Origin of the sequence: Leptospira noguchii serovar Panama str. CZ214 (assembly GCF_000306255.2) — a bacterium.
Classification (GTDB): Bacteria; Spirochaetota; Leptospiria; order Leptospirales; family Leptospiraceae; genus Leptospira; species Leptospira noguchii.
Map to the genome: position 1 here is coordinate 196,386 of NZ_AKWY02000034.1, position 22,834 is coordinate 219,219.

Annotated in this window: 22 protein-coding genes; 21 read left to right on the forward strand and 1 reads right to left on the reverse strand. The window is 36.9% G+C overall.

Annotated features, from left to right (window positions below):
- The first annotated feature begins 30 nt into the window (after positions 1-30).
- From LEP1GSC059_RS18200 to LEP1GSC059_RS18240, 9 genes are all read left to right on the forward strand, one after another.
- Entirely contained in the window at positions 31-534 is a 504-nt protein-coding gene (locus LEP1GSC059_RS18200) for a CatB-related O-acetyltransferase (RefSeq protein ID WP_235592100.1), read from the forward strand.
- A gap of 108 nt (positions 535-642) precedes the next feature.
- A complete protein-coding gene (locus LEP1GSC059_RS18205) occupies positions 643-837 on the forward strand; it encodes a hypothetical protein (protein ID WP_017214703.1) in 195 nt (64 codons plus the stop codon).
- A gap of 286 nt (positions 838-1,123) precedes the next feature.
- On the forward strand, positions 1,124-2,902 hold the full coding sequence (locus LEP1GSC059_RS18210; RefSeq protein WP_020981137.1) for an ABC transporter ATP-binding protein: 1,779 nt from the start codon (positions 1,124-1,126) through the stop codon (positions 2,900-2,902).
- A gap of 17 nt (positions 2,903-2,919) precedes the next feature.
- Positions 2,920-4,161, forward strand: a complete 1,242-nt coding sequence (locus LEP1GSC059_RS18215; RefSeq protein WP_017214706.1) for a TIGR04372 family glycosyltransferase — start codon at positions 2,920-2,922, stop codon at positions 4,159-4,161.
- Between the two features lie 42 nt (positions 4,162-4,203).
- Positions 4,204-5,085 carry an SDR family oxidoreductase gene (locus LEP1GSC059_RS18220; protein WP_201028152.1) on the forward strand — a complete coding sequence of 294 codons (882 nt, stop codon included), beginning with the start codon at positions 4,204-4,206 and terminating at the stop codon, positions 5,083-5,085.
- Between the two features lie 11 nt (positions 5,086-5,096).
- Positions 5,097-6,269, forward strand: a complete 1,173-nt coding sequence (gene pseC / locus LEP1GSC059_RS18225) for a UDP-4-amino-4,6-dideoxy-N-acetyl-beta-L-altrosamine transaminase (protein ID WP_017214708.1) — start codon at positions 5,097-5,099, stop codon at positions 6,267-6,269.
- A gap of 15 nt (positions 6,270-6,284) precedes the next feature.
- Positions 6,285-7,154, forward strand: coding sequence for an aldo/keto reductase (locus LEP1GSC059_RS18230; protein ID WP_017214709.1), 870 nt, complete (start codon positions 6,285-6,287; stop codon positions 7,152-7,154).
- Positions 7,151-9,181, forward strand: a complete 2,031-nt coding sequence (locus LEP1GSC059_RS18235) for an aminotransferase class III-fold pyridoxal phosphate-dependent enzyme (RefSeq protein WP_020981175.1) — start codon at positions 7,151-7,153, stop codon at positions 9,179-9,181. The genes LEP1GSC059_RS18230 and LEP1GSC059_RS18235 overlap by 4 nt, the downstream gene beginning before the upstream one ends.
- A 52-nt stretch (positions 9,182-9,233) precedes the next feature.
- The gene (locus LEP1GSC059_RS18240; protein ID WP_020981230.1) at positions 9,234-10,172 is read left to right on the forward strand and encodes a glycosyltransferase family 28 C-terminal domain protein; all 939 of its coding nucleotides are present in this window, start codon (positions 9,234-9,236) and stop codon (positions 10,170-10,172) included.
- 267 nt (positions 10,173-10,439) lie between these two features.
- Here LEP1GSC059_RS18240 and LEP1GSC059_RS24920 read toward each other — a convergent pair whose 3' ends face one another.
- Positions 10,440-10,634: a hypothetical protein gene (locus LEP1GSC059_RS24920; RefSeq protein ID WP_420323987.1), complete on the reverse strand. Its 195-nt coding sequence runs from the start codon at positions 10,632-10,634 to the stop codon at positions 10,440-10,442.
- Between LEP1GSC059_RS24920 and LEP1GSC059_RS18245 the strand changes: the two genes are divergently transcribed.
- The 12 genes from LEP1GSC059_RS18245 to LEP1GSC059_RS18300 all read left to right on the forward strand — a co-directional run bounded on the left by LEP1GSC059_RS18245 (position 10,547) and on the right by LEP1GSC059_RS18300 (position 22,828).
- Complete coding sequence (locus tag LEP1GSC059_RS18245) at positions 10,547-11,896, forward strand: transposase (protein WP_420323988.1); 1,350 nt, start codon at positions 10,547-10,549, stop codon at positions 11,894-11,896. The genes LEP1GSC059_RS24920 and LEP1GSC059_RS18245 overlap by 88 nt on opposite strands.
- 48 nt (positions 11,897-11,944) lie before the next feature.
- Positions 11,945-12,496, forward strand: a complete 552-nt coding sequence (locus LEP1GSC059_RS18250) for a GNAT family N-acetyltransferase (RefSeq protein ID WP_017214712.1) — start codon at positions 11,945-11,947, stop codon at positions 12,494-12,496.
- A 51-nt stretch (positions 12,497-12,547) separates the two neighbouring features.
- Entirely contained in the window at positions 12,548-13,594 is a 1,047-nt protein-coding gene (pseI, locus tag LEP1GSC059_RS18255) for a pseudaminic acid synthase (RefSeq protein WP_017214713.1), read from the forward strand.
- Between the two features lie 35 nt (positions 13,595-13,629).
- A complete protein-coding gene (locus LEP1GSC059_RS18260) occupies positions 13,630-14,142 on the forward strand; it encodes a GNAT family N-acetyltransferase (protein ID WP_017214714.1) in 513 nt (170 codons plus the stop codon).
- Between the two features lie 140 nt (positions 14,143-14,282).
- The gene (locus LEP1GSC059_RS18265; RefSeq protein WP_020981199.1) at positions 14,283-15,536 is read left to right on the forward strand and encodes a class I SAM-dependent methyltransferase; all 1,254 of its coding nucleotides are present in this window, start codon (positions 14,283-14,285) and stop codon (positions 15,534-15,536) included.
- Positions 15,514-16,314, forward strand: coding sequence for an AAC(3) family N-acetyltransferase (locus tag LEP1GSC059_RS18270; protein ID WP_017214717.1), 801 nt, complete (start codon positions 15,514-15,516; stop codon positions 16,312-16,314). Before LEP1GSC059_RS18265 ends, LEP1GSC059_RS18270 begins: the two co-directional genes overlap by 23 nt.
- Positions 16,315-16,331: 17 nt before the next feature.
- Positions 16,332-16,574 carry an acyl carrier protein gene (locus LEP1GSC059_RS18275; RefSeq protein ID WP_017214718.1) on the forward strand — a complete coding sequence of 81 codons (243 nt, stop codon included), beginning with the start codon at positions 16,332-16,334 and terminating at the stop codon, positions 16,572-16,574.
- 6 nt (positions 16,575-16,580) lie between these two features.
- Positions 16,581-16,985 carry a VOC family protein gene (locus LEP1GSC059_RS20905; protein WP_017214719.1) on the forward strand — a complete coding sequence of 135 codons (405 nt, stop codon included), beginning with the start codon at positions 16,581-16,583 and terminating at the stop codon, positions 16,983-16,985.
- Positions 16,975-18,540 carry an AMP-binding protein gene (locus LEP1GSC059_RS18285; RefSeq protein WP_017214720.1) on the forward strand — a complete coding sequence of 522 codons (1,566 nt, stop codon included), beginning with the start codon at positions 16,975-16,977 and terminating at the stop codon, positions 18,538-18,540. The genes LEP1GSC059_RS20905 and LEP1GSC059_RS18285 overlap by 11 nt, the downstream gene beginning before the upstream one ends.
- The gene (locus LEP1GSC059_RS18290) at positions 18,537-19,484 is read left to right on the forward strand and encodes an acyl-CoA thioesterase (RefSeq protein WP_017214721.1); all 948 of its coding nucleotides are present in this window, start codon (positions 18,537-18,539) and stop codon (positions 19,482-19,484) included. The genes LEP1GSC059_RS18285 and LEP1GSC059_RS18290 overlap by 4 nt, the downstream gene beginning before the upstream one ends.
- 300 nt (positions 19,485-19,784) lie before the next feature.
- Complete coding sequence (locus LEP1GSC059_RS18295; protein WP_017214722.1) at positions 19,785-21,089, forward strand: DUF4910 domain-containing protein; 1,305 nt, start codon at positions 19,785-19,787, stop codon at positions 21,087-21,089.
- Between the two features lie 95 nt (positions 21,090-21,184).
- Positions 21,185-22,828, forward strand: a complete 1,644-nt coding sequence (locus LEP1GSC059_RS18300; protein ID WP_155243473.1) for a polysaccharide biosynthesis PFTS motif protein — start codon at positions 21,185-21,187, stop codon at positions 22,826-22,828.
- The last annotated feature ends 6 nt before the right edge of the window (positions 22,829-22,834 follow it).

The following is a 22,834-nucleotide window of genomic DNA, read 5'->3' on the forward strand; positions in this document are numbered from 1 at the left end:
AATCGGAGTGAAATTGGTCGATATGTGGCAATGAGTTTTTTTTCATATCTTGCCGATTCGAATGTAGGTAACTATTGCACATTTGCCGCTAGAGTTTCGATTGGGGCCTTCTCACATCCGATTGATTTTTTAACTTCTCATGAGATTGGATATCGTGATACTACTGCATCGTACGGCGAAACCGCCTATAAAGAAGATCCGGAAATCTATTTTAAAATGAGAAGTGTTCGAACGATAATAGGTAACGATGTATGGATTGGAGATAACGCGGTTGTTATCAAAGGTGTAAAAATAGGAAACGGATCTATTGTTGGAGCAGGAGCTATTGTAACGAAAGACGTAGAACCATTCTCTATCGTTGCGGGTAATCCTGCGAAACCGATTCGGAAGAGGTTTTCCCAAGAGATAATCGATCGGATCGAGGAAAGTGAATGGTGGAAGTTAAGCATGACGGAACTTTCCGGTGTTCCTTTTTCCGATATTTCTAAGGCATTAGAAATCATTGAAGAAAGAAAGAAAAATAAAATTTTTTGAATCTGTTCGGTCGCTATCTTGATTGTGTAAATGATTTGTGAAAGAATCAACTAACAATGAAAAAACAATATAAGCAAACTTAAGAATTGAAGAATTTTTTACGAACTCTTGGCAAAGAACTCCGAAGAGTTAATTATTGAAGAAGATCTTTTAATACAATCCACGAAATCTCTGTTCAAACGAACGATTCAAGAGGAAATCGCGTATCATTTTGGATGTGAGCTTTTGCCCGGCAATTTTCGATATGGGAAAGATACAAGAAAATCAAAGGGATTTTGGATCATCGACTCGGACCTCGGATAATTCGGAAAGGGCAATCGTGCTTTATCAAGTTCTATGTTAGAATCATTCGATGTATTTACTCGGAATAAACCGCACGAGAAATTTCTGAATGCCTCGATGATCTAACAATTCTAAGTTTTAGCGGATCAATCTCTCAAGTAATCCAAGCGGATCCGATGATCGAGTTACAGATTCGGTTCTTAGAAAAAAAATCGATTTTCGATTATTTGCAGAGATCTATTGATACCAGGCTTCTTGTAAAAAATAGGATTGCTGACAGCCAATACATTTTCGTATTTTTTCACGCATGAACTCAAATAATTTAACAAATCTTATTTTTCGATTATGGAATAAATTTACGCCTAAAAGGCGTAAACAATACTTTTTTTTAATGTTTCTCGTTGTTTTCACGGCGTTTACTGAGGTAGTTAGTATAGGGACTTTAGTTCCTTTTCTAACGGTCTTAACTTCACCTGAGCTATTATTTAAAATGCCTATTCCCCAGTTTGTGGTTAAACTAATAGACATCAAAAATACGGAACAATTTATCTTTTTACTTACTGTATTTTTTATCGTTGCAGTTTTTATTTCTATGCTCATGCGATTACTTCTTCTTTGGGTAAGTACTAGACTGTCGTATGCTTCAGGCGCGGATTTAAGTATAGATATTTATAAAAGAACATTATATCAACCTTATAGGGTTCATGTTGCAAGAAATAGTAGCGAAGTTATTAGCGGAATTACAGCGAAGACTAATTCATTAGTTGGTAAGATCATACTTCCCATTGTTACGTTAATCAACTCGTCAATTATGAGCATTTCCATACTATCGACATTGGTTTTGTTCGATCCCGTGATCTCCATTTCGGCCTTTGCAGGATTTGGGTTCTTGTATGCTTTGATTTCAGTTGTGGTTAAGAAGAGAGTCGAAAAGAACGGAAAAATTGTCACACTCGAATATACGCAGGTATACAAATCGTTGCAAGAAGGTTTGGGCGGAATCCGAGACGTACTTTTGGATGGAAGTCAGGATATCTACTGTAACATCTATCAAATATCCGATCACAAACTAAGAAAGGCGTATGCCGAAAGCGGTTTCATAGCTGGAAGTCCCAGGTATATTATGGAATCAATGGGCATGGTTATGATGGTAGGATTTGCCTACTTTCTTTCTAAATCATTCGGAGGAATTACATCGGCTCTACCAATTCTAGGTTCTTTAGCTTTAGGTGCGCAACGCTTATTACCGATTCTTCAGCAATCTTATAATGCCTGGGTTAACATAAAGGGAGGACAAGCCACTCTATGGGATGTTTTAAATTTACTCGATCAGCCCTTGCCTGTGTATTTGAACCAATCCGTAACCGAACCTATAGTTTTTTCTGATAAGATCGAAGTTAAGAACTTGTCTTTTCAATATTCTTCCGATGGTCCGTGGGTCTTAAAAGATTTAAACATTGAGATTCCAAAAGGTAAACGAATCGGAATTGTCGGAAACACGGGAAGTGGTAAAAGTACTTTTTTGGATATTGTGATGGCATTGTTGGAGCCCACTATCGGTAGTCTTAACGTGGATGGAAAAAATATAAACGCTAAAACGATGAGGACATGGCAAATGAATATTGCACATGTTCCGCAAAGTATATTTTTATCCGATGCGACAATCGCCGAGAATATTGCTTTTGGTACGAGTTTAGATAACATTGATTTTGATAAAATAAAACTTGCCGCTAAACAAGCTCAAATCGATGAGCATATCACTTCCTTAAAAGAAGGTTATTATACATTTGTTGGAGAAAGGGGAATTCGCCTTTCTGGAGGACAAAGACAAAGAATCGGTATTGCTAGAGCGTTGTATAAAAATGCATCTGTGATTGTATTTGATGAGGCCACAAGCGCGTTAGATAGTGAAACCGAAAATGCCGTTATGGAAGCAATTGACAACTTGGGGAAAGATTTAACAATCCTTTTGATTGCACATAGATTGACGACGGTTCGTAATTGTGACTGGATCATTGAATTGAAATCGGGTAAAATCGCCAGAATTGGAACTTATAATGAATTGTTTGAATTTGATAAAATATAAAAAGAAATTGAGAACATTTGGAAAAAGACGTAAGAGCACTGGCACGTAAGATGAGTAAAAATTCCAGAACGCATATATTTATAAGAATTATAAACAAAATAAAATTACTTTCCACTTCCTTTTGGGCAATTCCTTTAGTTTTAATTATTCGCAAGTTAAAACCATATTGTCTAGTTCGTTTTGGAATTATAGACTCCACTCGGATTGGCCATTTTAATGCACAATCCGTGATGTACTGGACTTCTCTACAAGAACAGCCGATTAATACAGTCGACCTTTTTTGGTTTTCAGAGAAAGTTTCAAATCGCCAATGGGAAAGAATGGCAAGGCGAAAATTAAAAATTCATTGGAGTGTTTATTATTTAGATCATTGGAACAAAAAAATATCGGGCGGACAGGACCATATCTTAAAGCCTACAACGAGGGATATACAAGGCAAGTTAAAGCAAATGAATGTTATTCCATTTGAATTCCTTCCTGAAGAGGTAACACAAGCAAAAGATTGGTTACGGGCACAAGGTTGGAAGGATCACGAGAAATTCGTTTGCTTGTTAGTTCGCGATAGTTCCTATTTACAAATTTCCCCCTTGTTGAAAAATGAAAATTGGGACTACCATAGCTATAGAGATACGGACATTTCTGATTATGTGCCGGCAGTGGAATGGTTGGCCGGGCAGGGGATCTGGGTACTCAGAATGGGAAGTGTTATGGCTAAACCTATTCCCACGAACCATTCAAGGGTGATTGATTATGCATTTCACCTAAGTAAAAATGAACTTTTGGATATCTGGTTATTTGCTAACTGCGATCTCTGTATTAGTACGGGAAGTGGATTGGATTCAATTACTGAATTTTACAACAAACCTATACTATTTGTAAACTTTATACCGTTGAGTCATATTTGGTCGTGGTGCGATTCTTTAAATATACCCAAGCATCTTTTTTGGAAAACAACTGGGAAAGCGCTTACCTGGAGGGAGCATTTGAAGCATAATTATGCCCGAACAGATGATTATGAGAAAGCTGGAATTATAGTGAAAGATTTATCCTCTGACGAAATATTGGATGCTACAAAAGAATGCTGGCAGAGAGTTGAAGATAATTGGGTAGATAGTCTTGAAGACATTCAGCGACAAAAAAAGTTTTGGGAAATTTTGAAGGAATGGCCTGATTACACCAAGAGACACGATTGGATTCATCCAAAATGTAGAATCGGAGCAACTTGGTTGAAAAGTAATAAGTATGATTTTCTTATTTAAATAAACATATTAGCTAAATTCCATTCTTCACAAAATAAAAAATTGAAACCAAATACAGTATTAATCACAGGTGCAAGCGGTTTGCTTGGGAATTACCTGTCGAAATATTTTTTAGGAAATAATTACAATGTTATTTCTCTTAGAAAAAATCATTCCTTGAATTTGAGTGGCGTAGAAGAGATTGAAATTGACCTTTTGGATTTTGCAGCCGTAAAAAACTTATTCAATCGGGTTCGGCCAAAATACGTAATACATTGCGCCGGTTTAACGAACGTTGACGAGTGTGAAAAAAATGAATCTTTAGCAAAAAAAATTCACGTTGATCTTAGTCAATTAGTAGCTCAAATATCAGTAGAGTTAGATATAAAAATGATTCATATATCCACGGATCATCTTTGGGATGGAACCAAGGCTATGATTAAAGAGGAAACACCTTTTTGTCCTTTAAACGTATATGGTAAAACCAAAGCGGAAGCGGAATTGGCCGTATTATCCGCAAATCCAAAATCGTTGATTCTTAGAACCAACTTTTTTGGTCCGGGTTTGAAATGGAGACAATCTCTTTCAGACTGGATTATCAATTCTCTAAATCGGAATGAAAAAATTAATGCTTTTGCCGATGTTTTTTTTACACCGATTTCTATATTTCATTTATCTGATACGATTTTAAGATTAATTCAAAAACAAGTGGATGGCGTTTATCATGTCGTTGGAGGCGAACGAATATCGAAATTTGAATTTGCAATCTTGATCGCTAAAACGCTCGATAAATCAATCAATCTTATTAATCCGATTTCGATAAAAGACGTTACACTCTATGCGCGGAGACCTCTAGATATGAGTCTATCAACCGAAAAAATACAAAAATTATTTGGACAACCTATGTCCGATATTCGGACTAGCATTGCTACATTGAATAATTAAGTCGGACAATTATGATTCCTTACGGTAAACAATCCATTTCTGAAGAAGATATTGAGGCGGTGATAAAAATTCTGCGTTCTGATTTCCTTACGCAAGGACCGGCGGTTCCGCAATTTGAATCGGCTGTTTGCACATATACAGGCGCTCGATTTGGAATAGCGACGAATAGTGCTACTTCTGCTTTACACATTGCTTGTTTAGCCTTAGAAGTAGGGCCGGGCGATCGTGTATGGACCAGTCCCATTTCTTTTGTCGCCAGTGCCAATTGTGGGTTGTATTGCGGTGCAAGCGTAGACTTTGTCGATATCGATCCGAAAACTTATAATATGAGTGTCGATTGTTTAAAGGAAAAGTTGGAAAAAGCGGAAATTGAAGGAACATTACCGAAAGTAGTGATTCCTGTTCATCTCGCCGGTCAAAGTTCAGATATGGAAGCAATTCATACTCTTTCCAAAAAATATAATTTTAAAATCATTGAAGACGCATCGCATGCAATTGGTGGAGCCTACAAGGGTAGGAAGATAGGATCTTGTGAATTTAGTGATATATCGGTGTTTAGCTTTCATCCTGTTAAAATAATAACAACGGGTGAAGGGGGAATGGCCGTAACCAACGATCCTGAACTAGTAAATAAAATGTATCGTCTGAGAAGCCACGGTATAACCAGAACGCCTGCGGAAATGACACGTCTGCCCGAAGGTCAGTGGTATTATCAACAGTTGGAACTTGGATATAATTACCGATTAACGGATATTCAGGCCGCATTGGGAAGCAGCCAAATGAATCGATTGGATGAGTTTGTTTCAAGGAGACAAGTCATTCGTAATTACTATGATGAAATTTTACGAGATCTACCCGTTGTAACGCCTTATCAAAATAAGGACTGTTATTCCGCGTTTCATTTATATATAATCCGTATCGATAAAAAAAAGATGGCGGCCAGTCATAGGGAAATTTTCGAACGCTTTCGATCGAGTGGAATTATGGTCAATCTTCATTATATTCCTATCTATAGACAGCCGTATTACGAACAATTTAAGTATGATATTACTCAGTTTCCTGAGTCGGAAAAATATTATTCGGAAGCGATTAGTTTACCGATGTTTCCGGGACTAACTTCTAAAGAATTGGATTTTATAAAGAGTGTCTTGATCACTCCGATCGGTCACCAAACTTTATTCTAAAAACGACTCAATTCAATGTTTTCAAAAATCGCTATCGGCACGGCCCAATTTGGCCTTTCCTACGGTGTTTCCAATCAAAATGGTCAGGTATCGTTTAACGAGTCTAAAAACATCATGACATCCGCTCAAAGGTTTGGAATTAACACCCTTGATACGGCTATTTTGTACGGAAATAGTGAGACAGTGTTAGGTGATATCGGCGTGGAATCATGGCGAGTCGTTACTAAAATCGGACAGTTATCCGAGACGGATATGGAAAAGCAGATTCATACGGAGCTTACAAACAGTCTATCTCGTTTAAAAATTAAAAAACTCTACGCTTTATTGCTTCACAGACCTGAGATTTTATATTCAAAATATGGATCCCATTTATTAGATATTTTTAATAAATTGAAAGATTCCGGCATTATAGAGAAATTTGGAATCTCGATTTATTCTCCCGATGAGTTGGAGAGAATTCCGAAAGGATTGAAATTGGAAATCGTACAAGCGCCGTTAAACGTATTGGATCGGAGATTGGAAATTTCAGGATGGTTGGAAAAATTAAAATCGGGCGGTTGTGAAATTCATGTTCGATCCATTTTTCTTCAAGGTCTCCTATTAATGACTCCGCTCACCCGACCGAAAAAATTCGATCTATGGAAAGGTCTTTGGAAAAAATGGGATCAATGGTTGTCTGAATCGAATTTATCTGCCTTAGAAGCCTGCATAGGATTTATAAAGTCTTTTTCGAATGTGGACAAATTTGTGATCGGGATTGAATCGGAACTTCAATTGAATGAAATTATTCAAATCATGAATTCCACTAAAACTATTAACGTACCTGATCATTTCTCTAAAAATGACGAAATGTTGATTCACCCTTCCAATTGGAATTTACTTTGAAAATCTTAGCAATCGTTCAAGCTCGTACAGGATCCACTCGATTTCCGAATAAAGTTCTCCAAAAAATAAACGGTAATTCGTTGATTGAGTTACTGTTTTTTAGATTATCCGAATCAAAATTGATAAACGAAATTATTCTAGCCACTTCGATTTCTCAGGCAAATGATATTCTAACAGAAACGATCATAAAACAAGGATATTCGGTTTTTAGGGGAAGCGAGAGTGATGTTCTTGATCGATATTATCAAGCTGCAAAGGAAAAAAAAGCGGACGTAGTCGTAAGAATTACAGGTGATTGTCCTTTGGTCGATGCGGTTTTAGTGGACGATGTCATCGAAAAATTTTTCAGAGATCAAGTTGACTATTGTTCGAATGCTAGTCCACCCACGTTTCCGGATGGATTGGATATTGAAGTTTTTAGTTTTCAAAGTCTTGAAAAAAATTGGTTGCAAAAAAAGGAAACTTTTTATCGGGAACACGTTACTCCTTGGATCCGCGAATCCGATGAATTCAAAAAATCTTCATTAGAATATCATGAAAATCGTTCTGATCTAAGATGGACAGTGGATGAGCCGTCGGACTTTGAGGTTATCAAGAAAGTTTTCGATCACTTTCATCCCGATATCAAATTCGGTTGGCTTGAAGTTTTGGAATTATATAAAATGAAGCCGGAGATATTTTCAATAAACAATCATATCGTTCGGAACGAAGGGGCAAATATGGGAACCGGACAAAAATTGTGGAAGCGAGCTAAAAAAGTTATCCCGGGTGGTAATATGCTTCTTTCGAAAAGGGCTGAAATGTTTTTACCAGAACAATGGCCTGCCTATTTTAGCAAAGCGAAAGGCTGCAAGGTTTGGGACCTGGATGGAAACGAATATATCGATATGTGTATTATGGGGATCGGAACGAATATTCTTGGCTATGGAAATTCAGAAGTAGACGATGCCGTTCGTCGTACAATCGAACAAGGAAATATGTCGACCTTCAATTGTCCGGAAGAAGTTTATTTGGCTGAAAGACTTATTGAAATTCATCCTTGGGCGGAAATGGTTCGATTTGCGCGTTCCGGCGGAGAAGCAAATGCGATTGCAATTCGGATCGCACGTGCCGCGTCCGGGAAGGATAAAGTGGCGATTTGTGGATATCACGGTTGGCACGATTGGTATCTATCTGCAAATTTAGCGGAAGACGATCATTTGTCTGGACATCTTTTGCCAGGTTTGGATCCGAATGGAGTACCTAAGAATTTAAAAGGTACTGTCTTTCCATTCCAATACAATCGTTTTAACGAATTGGAAAATTTAGTAAACCAGCATGATGACATTGGCGTTATCAAAATGGAGGTTTCTAGAAATCAAGGACCCGAAGATCATTTTTTACATAAGGTTCGCAAGCTTGCTACCGAACGGAATATAATTCTAATATTCGATGAATGTACGTCCGGTTTTCGGCAAACATTCGGAGGGCTTCATAAGTTGTACGGAGTCGAACCGGATATGGCGATGTTCGGAAAGGCTCTGGGGAATGGTTATGCAATTACTGCGACGATAGGAAAACGGTCCATAATGGAAGCGGCTCAATCCACTTTTATAAGCAGTACATTTTGGACGGAACGAATCGGACCGACCGCGGCTCTCAAGACGTTGGAAATAATGGAAAAAACGAAATCGTGGGAAACGATTACGAAAATTGGAAACTCGATCAAGGATCGTTGGAAACGTTTAGCAGAGAAATACGCGCTTTCGATTGATTTATGGGGATTGCCTGCCTTGGCTGGTTTTACGATTCAAAGTAAGAATTCTCTGGAATACAAAACACTAATCACTCAAGAAATGCTCGAAAAAGGATTTTTGGCCGGAAATAGCGTATATATTTGCACCGAACATACTCAAGAAATTATAGATCAATACTTCGAATACCTGGATCCTATTTTTAAAACGATTCGTGAATGTGAGGAAGGAAGAGATATCCTTTCTTTACTAAAAGGCCCTGTATGTCACGCAGGATTTAAGAGATTGAATTAAAAACTTGATATGCATATTCACTGAAAGCCTATCTCATACTGGACTTGGTCACTTGGGACGTTGTACAGCGCTCGCAGAAGTTTTAATTGAGTTAAACTACAAGGTTGAAATGATTTTACATTCAGATGGAACGGGAACGGAGAAAAATGCCAATTTTCCCGTCCATGTCTTTGATTGGAAGAATGTAGTGATTTTAAAAAAGATATTAGATAAGCATAATATTTCAATTGCCTTTGTGGATTCTTATCTAGCAGAAGCAAATATTTATGAAATCATTTCTAAAAAAGTAAAAAAATTAATATCGATTGATGATACAAATAGAATTAGTTATCCATTCGGTTCCACAATTTTAAATCCTGGATTTGGAGGAAATTATATAGAATATAATACTTATAGAAATCAAATTTTTTCTGGTGCTGAATACGTTTTGTTACGTAAACCCTTTAGAGAAAAATTTGTAATTCCCGATCTTCGAGAAAATATTGAATCTATATTAATTACTGTCGGTGGGGAAGATCGTTTAAATATTGTTCCTAAAATTTTAAATTTGCTAAAGGATAAATATCCAAATAAGAAAAAACAAATCGTAATAGGCCCGGCTTTCAAAAATTTAGATGAAATACTAAATTATAAAGATAAAAATACTTATTTTCATAAAAATTTGAATGCCTATACAATGCGAGAGTTGTTGTTATCTGTAGATTTGGCGATTACTGCCGGTGGTCAAACAACTTATGAATTGGTGCAATGTAACATACCGATGGTAATTGTAGAAGTTGTGAAAAATCAAGAAAAAAATATTCGAAGATTTAGTGAATTGGGAATTTATAATCTTTTAGGATATGAAGATAATGTTGAATTTTTAAATCAATTATCTGAAATTTTATGTAAGCTGGAATCAAAAGATCAAAGAATTTTTCAACGTGAGAAATTTACTCACTTGCAGAATAATCATTTGCTGCAGAGGTTAAATGCAATATTACTAAGTTAATGGAAAAATGGAACAGTTGTAATCGTAATTAACGTTATTGCTTTCGGTTTTTCCTATAGTGTATAAAGATTTAAAAGAATAGATAGTCATAGAATTCAAATAGCCTATTTAGAGAGTTGAATATAGCTGCAGTAGTCTGTATAGATTAACACGAAAACAAGGAAGTCATCTAAGTATAAGAATTATTTAGTTGTCCCTGAAAAAGTGTAGAATTCACGTATAATTTCAAATAAAGCGCTATCCAGATGGATCGAGTCAAAAACAAAATCACCAGAAAGTATCGAGAAAGCACGTAAAAGCCGGTGAAAATGAAACCAGAAGAAAGCTCAAAACACGAAAATCAAGGCGAACTATTTCGCAACAGATTAGACCAGATCCTGGATCATAGACATCCATTGTATCAAATGTCGAACAAGATAGACTGGGAAAAATTTGAGAAAGAATTCGGAAAGAATTACACAGAGAAAACCGGGAGACCCGGATTACGAATCCGCTTGTTAGTTGGTTTGCATTACTTGAGGCATGCGTATAACGTGTCCGATGAAAGAGTAGAAGGTTATTTAGAGAATCCGTATTGGCAATATTTCTGCGGGAATGAATATTTCGAACACGATTTACCTTGTGATCCAACGAGTTTAGTAAAGTGGAGAAAACGAATTGGTTCGGATGGAGTAGAGAAATTTTTAGAAGAGACGATCTTGTTAGGGCAACGCGAAGGGGAGATAAAAGATCAAGAATTTCGCAGAGTGAATGTAGATACAACCGTGCAAGAGAAAGCGATCTCCTTTCCGACGGATGCAAGACTGTATCATAAGAACCCGCCCTCACCAGTTTTTTTCGTAAGAAAAACTGGTGAGGGCAGAACCTTGCAGCTTAATCTTCCTAATAAAATAGATCTGAGTTTTGATACGCGCTGTAAAATGCGACAAATTTTAGTGAAAGAAGTGTTCAAAGCAAAGATCCAATTAAGACAAAGTTATAAACGAAAGAGTAAATTAGTATTCATTAAACAAGGTCGCTACTTTCATGCAAAACAAATAAAACGAGCGAATAAGGAAACGAAACGCTTAAAAACGTATTTGGGCTGCGTAAAACGGGATATAGAGCGAAAAGTAGAAAATCCTAATGAACGACTTAAATCGCTTTTAGAAATCTCCGAACGAATCTTAACACAAAGTAAAAATAGCAAAAATAAAATCTATAGTATCCATGCTCCGGAAGTTGAATGTATTTCTAAGGGAAAATCTCATAAAAGGTATGAGTTTGGTTGTAAAGTAAGTTTAGTTACCACGAGTAAATCCAACTGGATTGTTGGAATTCAAGCCTTACATGGAAATCCGTATGACGGTCATACTTTGAAAGACGCCATCAACCAGATGGAAAAGATTGTTCGTCTTCGACCGAAGGAGGTCTATGTGGACTTAGGTTACAAAGGAAAAGATCATCATCCTGAGGATGTTCAAGTTCATCTTTCCAATAAAAGCAGAAAGAATATGACTCGTTGGGAAAGGATGTGGATGAATAGAAGATCCGCCATTGAAGCGGTTATTTCTCATTTGAAACACGATCACAAAATGATTCGAAATTTTCTCAAAGGCAAAGAAGGTGATTGTATTAATGCTCTCTTCGCTGCTGCCGGGTGTAATTTTAGCAAGCTCCTCCGAGCTTTCTTTGTATTATTTTTGAAACCTTATATTTCGCCTTCTTTCAGTTTCGCAATTTGATCATTTGCACTTTTTCAGGAACGACTAATTAATATAGAAGAATAAAAGATGAAGGAAAAAATTATTGGTGATAATGTATATCTGAGTAAAATTGAAGTAGCCGATGTGGATAGTGAAATGTTGGACTGGTTTCAAGATGAAGAATTAATGAAGTATTACACGAATTTGAAAAGAAAAATAGATAAGGAAGAGCTCTTGAGAAGCATTAAAGAAGGAGAAGAGAGCAAAAGTTCTTATACATTTGGGATTTTCTATAAAGAAAATAATAAATGCATAGGAACGGTTAAATTAGGTCCGATCAATCATGTGCATAAAATTTCTGATCTAGTTGTTTTATTAGGGAACAAAAATTATCATGGTAAAGGTTTGGCATCAGAGTCCATAGCTCTCGGAAATAAAATAGCATTTGATAAGTTTGATATTAGGAAATTGTTCGGTGGTATGTATAAAAGTAATATTTCTTCGATAAAGGCATATACGAAGGCAGGATGGGTAATAGAAGGGAATTTAAAAGGACATTACTTAGAAAATGGGCAGCCAATAGATAGAATTCTCGTAGGATGCTTTAATCCAAAATATTTTTTCAATGAAGAAAAATAGGCGGTCGTCAAATGGTTATCAATTCGGCACAGACCTTTCATTACAAAAGTTATGATCAAAGTCGCTAATATACAAATTTCAAAAAATCAAAAACCGTTTATCATTGCGGAAATGTCAGGGAACCACAACCAGTCATTGAATCGAGCACTTGAAATCGTAGATGCCGCTGCGGCTGCCGGTGCTCATGCGATTAAATTGCAGACTTACACTGCCGATACGATCACGATTGATAAAAAAGAAGGCGAGTTTTTAATCTCAGATCCGAAAAGTTTATGGAAAGGTGAAACTTTATACGAACTTTATAAAAAGGCGTATACACCTTGGGAATGGCACGAGCCGATCTTTAAACGTGCGAAAGAAAAGGGGATTCTTTGTTTTAGCTCTCCCTTTGATTTTACGGCGGTGGACTTTTTAGAAACTTTGGATGCACCTGCTTATAAGATTGCTTCTTTTGAAAATATAGACATTCCATTGATTCGAAAAGTAGCTAAGACCGGAAAGCCTATTATTATTTCCACTGGAATGGCCAATGTTCAAGAAATTGCGGAAGCGGTGGACGCAGTTCGGTCGGAAGGAAATGATCAACTGATTCTTCTTAAATGCACGAGCACCTATCCTGCAACTCCCGATAATACGAATATCGTGACAATTCCTCATATGAAAGATCTTTTTCAATGCGAAGTCGGTTTATCTGATCATACTTTGGGGATCGGAGTTGCTATTGCTTCGGTCGCGTTAGGCGCTACCGTAATAGAAAAACATTTTACATTGAGTAGAGTGGAAGGTGGAGTTGATTCTACGTTTTCTATGGAGCCAGACGAAATGAAAGCGCTCGTTATTGAAACTGAACGAGCTTGGCAAGCTTTAGGGAGGATAAGTTATGATGCGACTGAAAAAGAGAAAGCATCTTTGGTTTTTAGACGTTCCTTGTACGTAGTTGAAGATATGAAAAAAGGAGATTTGATTTTCGAAAAGAATGTGAGAAGTATTCGTCCGGGATATGGATTACCTCCTAAGTATTTGGAAATAGTACTTGGGAAGCGAGTAAATCAGGATTTGAAACGAGGAACAGCACTGAAATGGGGATTGTTAGACTGAAAATACAAAGTTATAAAAAGATTTAGGTTATATTGATGCTGTCCTCATTTACTGAGATTTTAACGAACCGTTTTATTCTAAGACCACTTAGTGTTTGTGATGTTAGTGAAAGATATGTCACTTGGTTAAATGATCAAGTGACGAGTCAATACATTACTGCTAAGCTCAATCTTGATGAACTTCGACAATATGTGTTAAAGCGTAATGCTCAAATGGATACTTTGTTTCTTGGAATTTTTGAAAAAGAAACTAGACTACATATAGGAAATATCAAATACGAACCCGTTAATTCAGTATTAGGCTATGCTATTATGGGTATCCTTATTGGCGAAGCTGACTACAGAGGAAAAGGCGTAGCTACAGAAGTTATCTCGGCAAGTGCAAATTGGTTATGCCAATTCTGTAATATTAAGCAAATTGTCTTAGGTCTTAATCGCGCCAATATTGCAGCAATTCGAGCATATCAAAAAACTGGTTTTGTCGAAGAATTGACAACGTTAATTCAGACTGTTTCAGCAGAAAATTTAACGATGGTTTGGCACTTGTAGTTTTCTAATTATTAAGAAATCCAGTAGTGCATTTATTCAGATGGATATATTTTTGATAGGAAGTTCCTTTTCATGAGAGTAGCACTAAGGCTAATTACAACTAAATTACTTTCTTTTCAGTTTTTTGATAAGGTATTAATATGAATGATAACTTAAAAGACTCATTTGGCGACATTGAATATGTTGCTGTTTGTCCTGGTTGTAAGAATGATATTTTAACAGTCTTAGAACCGGCAAATGAGCATAGAATATTTCTAACCAGTGCAGATGAAATGATCATTACAATTGGTGTTTGCAGTTGTGAGCAATGTGGTCTTACATTTTTGAATCCGCGAATGGGACAGCAAAAATTATTTGAATATTATTCCAAGCAATCAAGGATTCCACGGAAATCTATTGAAATTGGGTCACCGTTTGCATTGCTTATAGAAATGCAGATAAATTTAATTGAGAAAATTAGACCTTTAGAAAAAGGTATGAAGGTTCTTGAAATAGGTTGTGCTGAAGGTTTTTTTTTACAAAATCTTAATAAGCGAGCGAATAACCAACTAAGCCTTTTTGGGGTCGAACTCTCAGAAAAATATATTGAGCAAGTAAAAAAGCTACTCCCGAATGTAACACTCTTTGAAACAACATTAGAAGTAACAGAATTTGGAGACCTTAAATTTGATTTGATTGTTATGCGTCATGTGTTAGAGCATTTGAGCAATCCTTTAGAATGCTTAAAGAAAATTCGAAATATCTTGGCACCAAACGGAGTTATGTATATTGAGGTACCGGATAGTCAGGATATAGCCCCATCTCTATCCCGTTTTTATCATCATGAGCATCTGCTTTATTTTACAAACCAAATATTGAATAGCTACTTAAGGTCGTCTGGATTTAGTCCCCTTATTTGTGAGAGATTTAACGCAAATCCAGTGGGTTCTGGATTTGCTTATTCTGTTCTGAGAGCAGTAAGTGTTGCAGGGCAATCGATGGAATTGGACAGTTTTCCTGGATATGCAAAGCAAGTTTATCTGGAAAACAAAATACGAAATGACGCTTGTTTTCATTCATTATTTGCATCAATTTGCCAACGTTTGCGGAGACTAAAAAAATCTCAGAAAATCATTGGTTTGTTTGGAGCAGGTCCTCATACTATGGATGTATTGGAACTATTGGCAAAGGAAAATATTCCTTGGAGTAAGATATTTGATAATAACCCAAATAAGCATGGAAAATTTATGTGTGGTATCCCAATTGTAAAGCCGGATGAAAATACTTTAAAATCAGTGGATTGCTTGCTGGTTTCTTCGGCGGAGTTTGAAAATGAAATGGTTGCACAGATACGTTTTTTGGTGGGAATGCAAGTTGAGGTGATTACTATTTATGGCAATAGTTCTTCCAACTGATTTCGAACAAATGCTTAATGAGGCATATCGATCAGTTGGCGCTTTTGACGCTAATATTTTATATATCTATACTGATTTTAGATATTTTGGTAATAGTGCAACTATCTACAAAAATAGAAATGAGTTTTGTAATGCAATTGTTGCGCCTTTTTTGGATCGTGGGAAAACTATTATTTTAACAACATTTACCTATACTGCTGAAGGTCGATTCGATGTTTTAGGGTCACGTACTAACCTCGGTGCGATGAATAAATGGATTCTTGAACAACTAGGTGCTAAACGCTCTGAACATCCCCTATTTTCTTATGCAGCATTTGGGCCAGAAGCTGGTTTTATCGAAAATATTGGCAAAAGTGCATTTGGTTATGATAGTGTATTTGCAAGACTGCAAGGGAAACGAGCAGCATTTCTTCATATTGGACGCCCCGTATCAATGGGCAATACGGCACTGCATTATGTAGAGCATATGTGTGGGGCAACATATCGAATACACACTGCTTTTCGCACCGAAGTTTTTAGAGGAGAGCATTATATCGGCACTGATTATTCTGCTTTCTTGAGACGAAGAGATTTACCGGGTGAAAATTTTGAATTTGATTTCTCGAAAGCAACAGCGAAGCTTTATGACAAGAAACTTATTAATCAAGTTGGTTCTGATATAGAGTTGAGTAATATTTCTTTTTATTGGTATGACCAGACTATCGATTGCTTATTAGATTTATTTTATAAAGATCCTCGTGTTTTTATAAAATCGAATTTTATTGGGTATAAAAGTTAAGTGGGAGAGGAAAAATTTTGAAATTTACAGATGCAGAGGAAAAGCTAACTCAATTTTTTGTTGAACGTGAAGGGAATGGGATACTTGAAGAGATTCGAGAGATTGATTTTATCGAGACAGGAATCATTGACTCTCTGGATTTGGTAAGTTTAGCAGTGTTTATAGAGCAAAATTTTGGTAAAAAGATCGACCTCACTAACCCAGCTACATTTAGTGCAGCAAGACGTTTCGATACCTTAATGAAATTAATAACTAATTGAAGTAGAATGAAAATTCATCATCTTGGATTAGTTGTTACAGATGTGGATGAAGCTCTTGCTGCGCTTGGACTGAGTCGTTTAAATATTACTGAAACGATTTTTGATACTAACCAAAAGAACAATCTCCATTTCATTCATCTACCTGAAAACAACTTATGGATTGAGCTTGTGGAACCGCGGGCTGAAGATGCGAGTACGGCCAAATTCGCCAAAAAATTCAGTATTGGATTACATCATCTGGCAATGACTACTGAAGATCTTGAGACTATAGAAACTATGTATACATCTCGACCTGGAAATTTTGTATTGGGGCGATATCAAATTAACGTTGATTCTTTTGGTGGCAAAATTCGGACTTTGTTTATCGCTGTTAAAGGTTTAATATTGGAGTTTGTAAAAGTTGAAAAGTAGTAGAACTGAGATTACTTTATGGAACCGAATCTGGCAGGCTGCGGTTAGAGATCCAGAGAAACCGATTATCAGCGATTTCCAGCAAGTGTGGACTTGGCGCTCATTGCTCTGGCGTGCCCAAGGTTATGCAGAGGCACTCAGATCCTTTTCTGTTAACTCTGCTGAAACTCCCATTGTTCCAATTCTTGTAGATCGAACAGGCGAAACTGTTGCAGCTATTTTGGGTGCTTTGATTTCAGGAAGGGGCTTTTCGCCGTTATCCCCCCAACAGCCTTCTTCTCGGTTAGCACATTGCTTTTCTTCTCTAAATGCTCAATCTGTCATTTTTTTAGGTACAGTAGAAGAACGTCAGAAAAGTGAACAAGCCTTTCCGAATCTTCGTCATATGATTCCAGTTCCACAAAGTATTGAATCTGGTTTGCCTTCGCAACCTATGGAACCAGATTCAAACCAACTTTTTTACGTTTTGTTTACTTCTGGTTCGACCGGGGTTCCCAAGGGAGTTGTTGCAGATTATGGTAACATCGAAAATACTCTGCTTTGGAGTATAGATATGTTGGATTGGTACCCAATGGATGTGATTGGATGTGCTACTAACTTTTTCTTTGATATTTCAATGTTTGATGTCTTAACAACTCTTTACTTCGATATCCCACTTGCCATTTTTTCTAATCCATCCGATGTGACTCAAGTCGTTGCTGAAACGGCTACTTTTCGTGTAACATCAATTTTCGCTGTACCTACATTTTTTTCACAATTGCTTCGCAACGGTATTATCAATGATTCTAGGCTAACAGGACTTAGACGCATAATCGCAGGAGGGGATTTTTTCCCTCCTGCTCATGTTCTTCGTTGGATGGAGAGTTTACCTGCAGTCGATATTTTTAATGTATGGGGACCTACCGAGACATCAATCGTAAATACAATGCACAAAATCGGACATCTAGATATTCAACCTCTTCGGGAAGGTCGCCCTGCACCAGTTGGGAAAGCTCACTCTCGAATGCAATTTCGCCTGATAGATAAGTCATCGAAGATTTTATATGAGCCAAATCAAAGGGGTGAAATCTGTATGCTTGGGGCTTGTGTTACACGTGGATATATAGGTGATTCTGAAAAGACTAATCAGGCTTATATAGAACTCGAGGGTCACCGTGCTTTTCGTACGCAGGATCTTGGATATGTTGATGATGTCGGTAATCTTTTCATTGTTGGTAGAATTGGTTCAACTGTTAAGGTAGCAGGTTATCGAATTGATTTGGGTGAAGTTGAGACTGCTGCTGTTTCGCTTCCAGGAATTCATCTTGCTTGTGGTTTTGTATTTGATGTTGGTGAAAGTCATCAAGAGTTGTGGTTGGCGTTAGAGCCAAAGGAAATGAATAGAGCATTGGATATATTTTTAATCAAAAAAAATCTCAGGGCTATTCTCCCAGCTTACATGGTACCAAAACGAATTATTATAATAGATATGCTCCCCCGAAATGCCAATGCGAAAATAGACCGAAAAGCAGTTAAGGAAATCGTTAGTCATAAAGCGCGAGATTCTGAGGAATGAAGGGATTTTTATTAACAATGTCGGGCGTTGTCCTGACAAAGTGGATCGATCAGAATGGTCATATGAATGTATCTTCGTACATGAATCTTTTTGACCAAAGCACGAACATACTTCTTCAGCAATCTGGCCTTGTATCTTTAGAAATTGATTCTGAAATTACTTTAGTGGCAGGGCGGATTTTTATCGAGCACAGAAAGGAGTTATTAGAAGGCGAGTCATGGGAAGTGTGGTCTGGTTTTGTCACAGTCTGCTCCTCCTTTATTACTATCACTCATCGCATTCGTAGTGGTACTTCAATTCGTGCTGTCTGCGATATACGAGGGACAGCATTTTCGAAATTTACAAGAAAATCTGCCTTTTGGGATATAGATTCAATGATGAAAGCTAAACGGTTTCTTGTGCCTGGTTTGGCTGATCGATTTGAAAAAAATAGCAGTAATAGTAACCAAATATTCCGTGGTCTGGAGCAATCTCAATCTAGTATTTCAAACCGATGGCAGATCGTCATTTTTACGGTTAATGGGAAACCAAACCATGTAGGCATTTCCATTCCGAATTATGGTTTGGCTGATCTTTCGTTGTTAGGTGCTCGTATCATTTCATGGGATGGATCTTCATTACCGAAAGGGGAGCGTCTTTTTTTTGATATTGAAATACCTACTCCGGAAGATGCTTTGGCTTTTTTACAACAGCCGGGTTTGCTTACATTGGAAATTATTAAGCAAGAAAAGAAATTTAAAGGATGGCATTTGACTGAGGAAGCACCTGATTTCGTTCGTCGATTAAGAAACTTAAGATCTAGAAACCCGAGCGATATGAATTGTGTGGAATGGATCGTTTATGCCTTGGAGTTAGGCGGTATCAATATACCTATGGATGTTCTTACGCCTACGGAGTTAATGAATTGGTGTCAAAGCAATTATTGTGTAATATTAAAAAATTGAAAATGAATTTTGCAATGGACAACGCTTCAAAAAATTATAATCTGTTTATCTTTGCAAAAGACTGGAAATACTTTGGACTATGCAAAGTGATGTTTTTCCTACAGAGATTGTATAGAAAGAGTCAATAAAACCTGCATAGTTCAATTGTCGGTGAGTTGTGTTAATACTTTTTGTATGTTCAAGTCTTTTCTGTGAGGAATTACCCTTTACTTTTTATATAGTCTCTATCATGAATTGTGTGAAGTTCAAAATCACTTTAGATTAAGAATAAGGGCCTGTATTGGAAAAGATTAATAACGTATGAAGCTTTATAAAGACAAAATTGACATGATGTCCCTGCTAAGAAAAATAACCCCTCTTGCACGAACGATTGCAAATAATGATACCGATAAGGCATTGCAAATGCTTACAGAATTTTTGCCTGGTGCCTTTATTGAAGGTTTTCCGTCTGGAAGCAAAGCTTGGTCTTGGACTATTCCGCGCCGTTGGGAATTAGATGGTGCTACGATTAGAGCGAATGGCGAGACTCTGGTAGATGTTGCATGGAATCCGCTCCATGTAATTAATTATTCTCAGCCATTTAAAGGGACAGTAGAGCGAGAAGAGCTACTTAAACATCTTCATACAATCCCAGAGCGCTCTCAGGCAATCCCATTTGTTTTCAGTTTTTACGAGCCAGTATGGGGTTTTTCTATCCCTCATGATTGGTTAAGCCGCTTTACTAGCGATACCTATGAAGTTGAAATTAACAGTCGTTTCGATGATGGGAATCTGAATACTCTTTCCCTACTTATACCTGGTGATTCAGAAGAAACATTTGTGATTTGTTCAAATATTTGTCATCCAACTCAGGTCAATGATTCTTTGACCGGAGTCGCAGTAACATTGGATATTGCTTCACGATTGTTAGCTAGGGAGCGCCGTAAGTATTCCTATTTGATAATGGTAGTGCCGGAAACGATTGGCAGCATAGCGTATTTATCCAATCACCCGGAAATAATAAATACTTCAATCGGAGGTTTTTTTAGTGAGATGCTCGGCACTAATGGTCCATTGGTTGGGCAGAGAACAAGACGGGGGGATACTTACTGGGACAAAATTCTCGAAGACGTTTTAACAAATTCAAATTTACCAAACAAAATTGTGAGTTTCTTAAAAAGTGCATGCAATGATGAAAAAGTATTGGATAGCCCAGGAGTGGATATCCCAACTTTTTCATTAACGCGATTTCCTTATCCAGAATACCATACTAGTGATGATAATATTGAGCTAATTGACGTAGAACGGATCAGAGAAGCGCGAGATTTACTTCAGGAAATTATCGATTTAGCTGAAGAAGATTATATTCCGGTTTTGAATCAGCCAGGACCGATCTTTTTATCTGGGTATGGCTTATATCCAAATTGGCGAGATGATCCTTCTTTAATACCACTTTGGGAATCTTTTTTTGATGTGATGTATAGTATAGATGGCGTGCATTCAGTAATTGAATTAGCGAATTTGCGACAAATTCCAATTAGTCATTTTTTTTATTGGACTGATGCTTTTGCTCAAAAGGGATTATTAATGAAGAAATCTTTTTTACTTGGACGTAAGACCAATTAGGATGAAGAAGCATATTTCTAAAGAAAATATAGTTCTTCCTTTTTATTGAATAAAACATTATTCATTGAGATCCTAAGAAGTATAAGGGCTAATTTTTGATCGGAAAATTAAGTTCAATATTCAATTGTGTCATGAAAAAGCGCCAGCAAAGCAGGTTGCGTCAAATGATGCGCGGTTACCGAATGTTAAAACAAACGAGTCGGCTAAACCTAATTGAAATAGTTAAGCAAGCATTAACCGAACACAACTTAAACCAGAACAACCAGACTATTTCATCGTTTGTGATTGGATCTGGGGCAGGATTGGGAGAAATCGTTATAAGGCAATATTTACTTGTTCGGGTTGGAGATATCAAACTTAATCGGGCATTGTTACTGTCTTTAGCTAAAGATAATAAACGAGTAATTTTCCCGCTGCCTAAGGAATGGCGTAAAATATTAATGCAATATGATTTTAAGGTTGCCCATTTCAGATCTGCGCTTCTTTGGCAACTGTATGTTGTTATATTTTTGCTTTATGGTATAATAAAGATTGGGGCAATTACATTTGCGGGAATAACTTCAGGAAAAAAAACAGTTTTATATCAGAAACGTTACGCTTACTTTGCAAATCTAGGTATAGACAATCTGCCTAAAAAGATCAATAGTGGAGAAAGTTATAATATCATTTCTTGGTATCTACAGTGGATTGGTAGAGCGTCTGATCTTGAAGTTATTCACCATGGAGTAACGAAAGCTTTGCCTACTGTAGTAGGAGGTATCCCAATTTTGCCACGTCAGGCACCATTACCTGAACTAGTTGGTATACAATCAATTGTTAGGTATTTCTTTTGGGGATTAGGTGCCAGTTTGATTGCAGTGTTGCATTGCCTTCACGGTCGTTGGTGGTATGCGTTGTTGTTAAATCAGGCTGCAATTGCAGCTCAGGTACGCAATTTACCTGCTGGTTTACTAGCACAGGATTATTTGTTTAATATTTCCGGTTGGATCTATCGTCCCCTTTGGACGTATGAAGCCGAACAACTAGGGTCAGCAATCACCTTCTATTTTTATTCTACTAATTCAGAATCTTTTAAAAAGCAAAATGGTTATCCGCCCATTAATCATGGTTGGAAGGCAATGTCTTGGCCTCATTATTTGGTATGGGATAAATACCAGGCAGATTTTGTACGCCAAGCAGTAGGGAATTACGCAAATATCAGTATTGTTGGATCAATTTGGTTTCAAGGTGGCGTCGTCGAGGTACCAAAGATCAACAATCCTAGTATTGCTGTTTTTGATGTACAACCGGTACGTAGTTCTCGGTATCGAATTCTAGGAATGGACTTAGAATATTATATTCCAGAAATATCTATTCGGTTCCTTTCTGATATCTTAGAATCTATTTCCAAAATGGATGGAAATATGATTTTGAAAAGAAAGAGAAAAATAGGAAAACTCGCTCATCCAAAATACAGAAATTTTTTGAATAAGTTAGATCTACACCCTCATTTTCATACAATTGATTCAGAAATATCCGCATATGCATTGTGTGAAAAATGTTCACTAGTAATTTCTATGCCATTTACTTCTACAGCATTGATTGCCGAAGGGTTGGGCAAACCCTCTATATACTATGACCCCAGTGGAATAATACAAAAAGATGACAGAGCAGCACATGGAATACCAATCATATCTGGTCAAAAGGAATTAAAAAATTGGTTAGAAGCGAATATTTGTAATCAAAACAGGATAAATTAATAAACT

Bases quoted from the DNA above. Each gene is read 5' to 3' on its own strand.
- LEP1GSC059_RS18200 (WP_235592100.1), top strand. From the start codon at position 31: ATGAGTTTTTTTTCATATCTTGCCGATTCGAATGTAGGTAACTATTGC.
- LEP1GSC059_RS18210 (WP_020981137.1), top strand. From the start codon at position 1,124: ATGAACTCAAATAATTTAACAAATCTTATTTTTCGATTATGGAATAAA.
- pseC (WP_017214708.1), top strand. From the start codon at position 5,097: ATGATTCCTTACGGTAAACAATCCATTTCTGAAGAAGATATTGAGGCG.
- LEP1GSC059_RS18230 (WP_017214709.1), top strand. From the start codon at position 6,285: ATGTTTTCAAAAATCGCTATCGGCACGGCCCAATTTGGCCTTTCCTAC.
- LEP1GSC059_RS18250 (WP_017214712.1), top strand. From the start codon at position 11,945: ATGAAGGAAAAAATTATTGGTGATAATGTATATCTGAGTAAAATTGAA.
- pseI (WP_017214713.1), top strand. From the start codon at position 12,548: ATGATCAAAGTCGCTAATATACAAATTTCAAAAAATCAAAAACCGTTT.
- LEP1GSC059_RS18260 (WP_017214714.1), top strand. From the start codon at position 13,630: ATGCTGTCCTCATTTACTGAGATTTTAACGAACCGTTTTATTCTAAGA.
- LEP1GSC059_RS18265 (WP_020981199.1), top strand. From the start codon at position 14,283: ATGAATGATAACTTAAAAGACTCATTTGGCGACATTGAATATGTTGCT.
- LEP1GSC059_RS18270 (WP_017214717.1), top strand. From the start codon at position 15,514: ATGGCAATAGTTCTTCCAACTGATTTCGAACAAATGCTTAATGAGGCA.
- LEP1GSC059_RS20905 (WP_017214719.1), top strand. From the start codon at position 16,581: ATGAAAATTCATCATCTTGGATTAGTTGTTACAGATGTGGATGAAGCT.
- LEP1GSC059_RS18290 (WP_017214721.1), top strand. From the start codon at position 18,537: ATGAAGGGATTTTTATTAACAATGTCGGGCGTTGTCCTGACAAAGTGG.
- LEP1GSC059_RS18295 (WP_017214722.1), top strand. From the start codon at position 19,785: ATGAAGCTTTATAAAGACAAAATTGACATGATGTCCCTGCTAAGAAAA.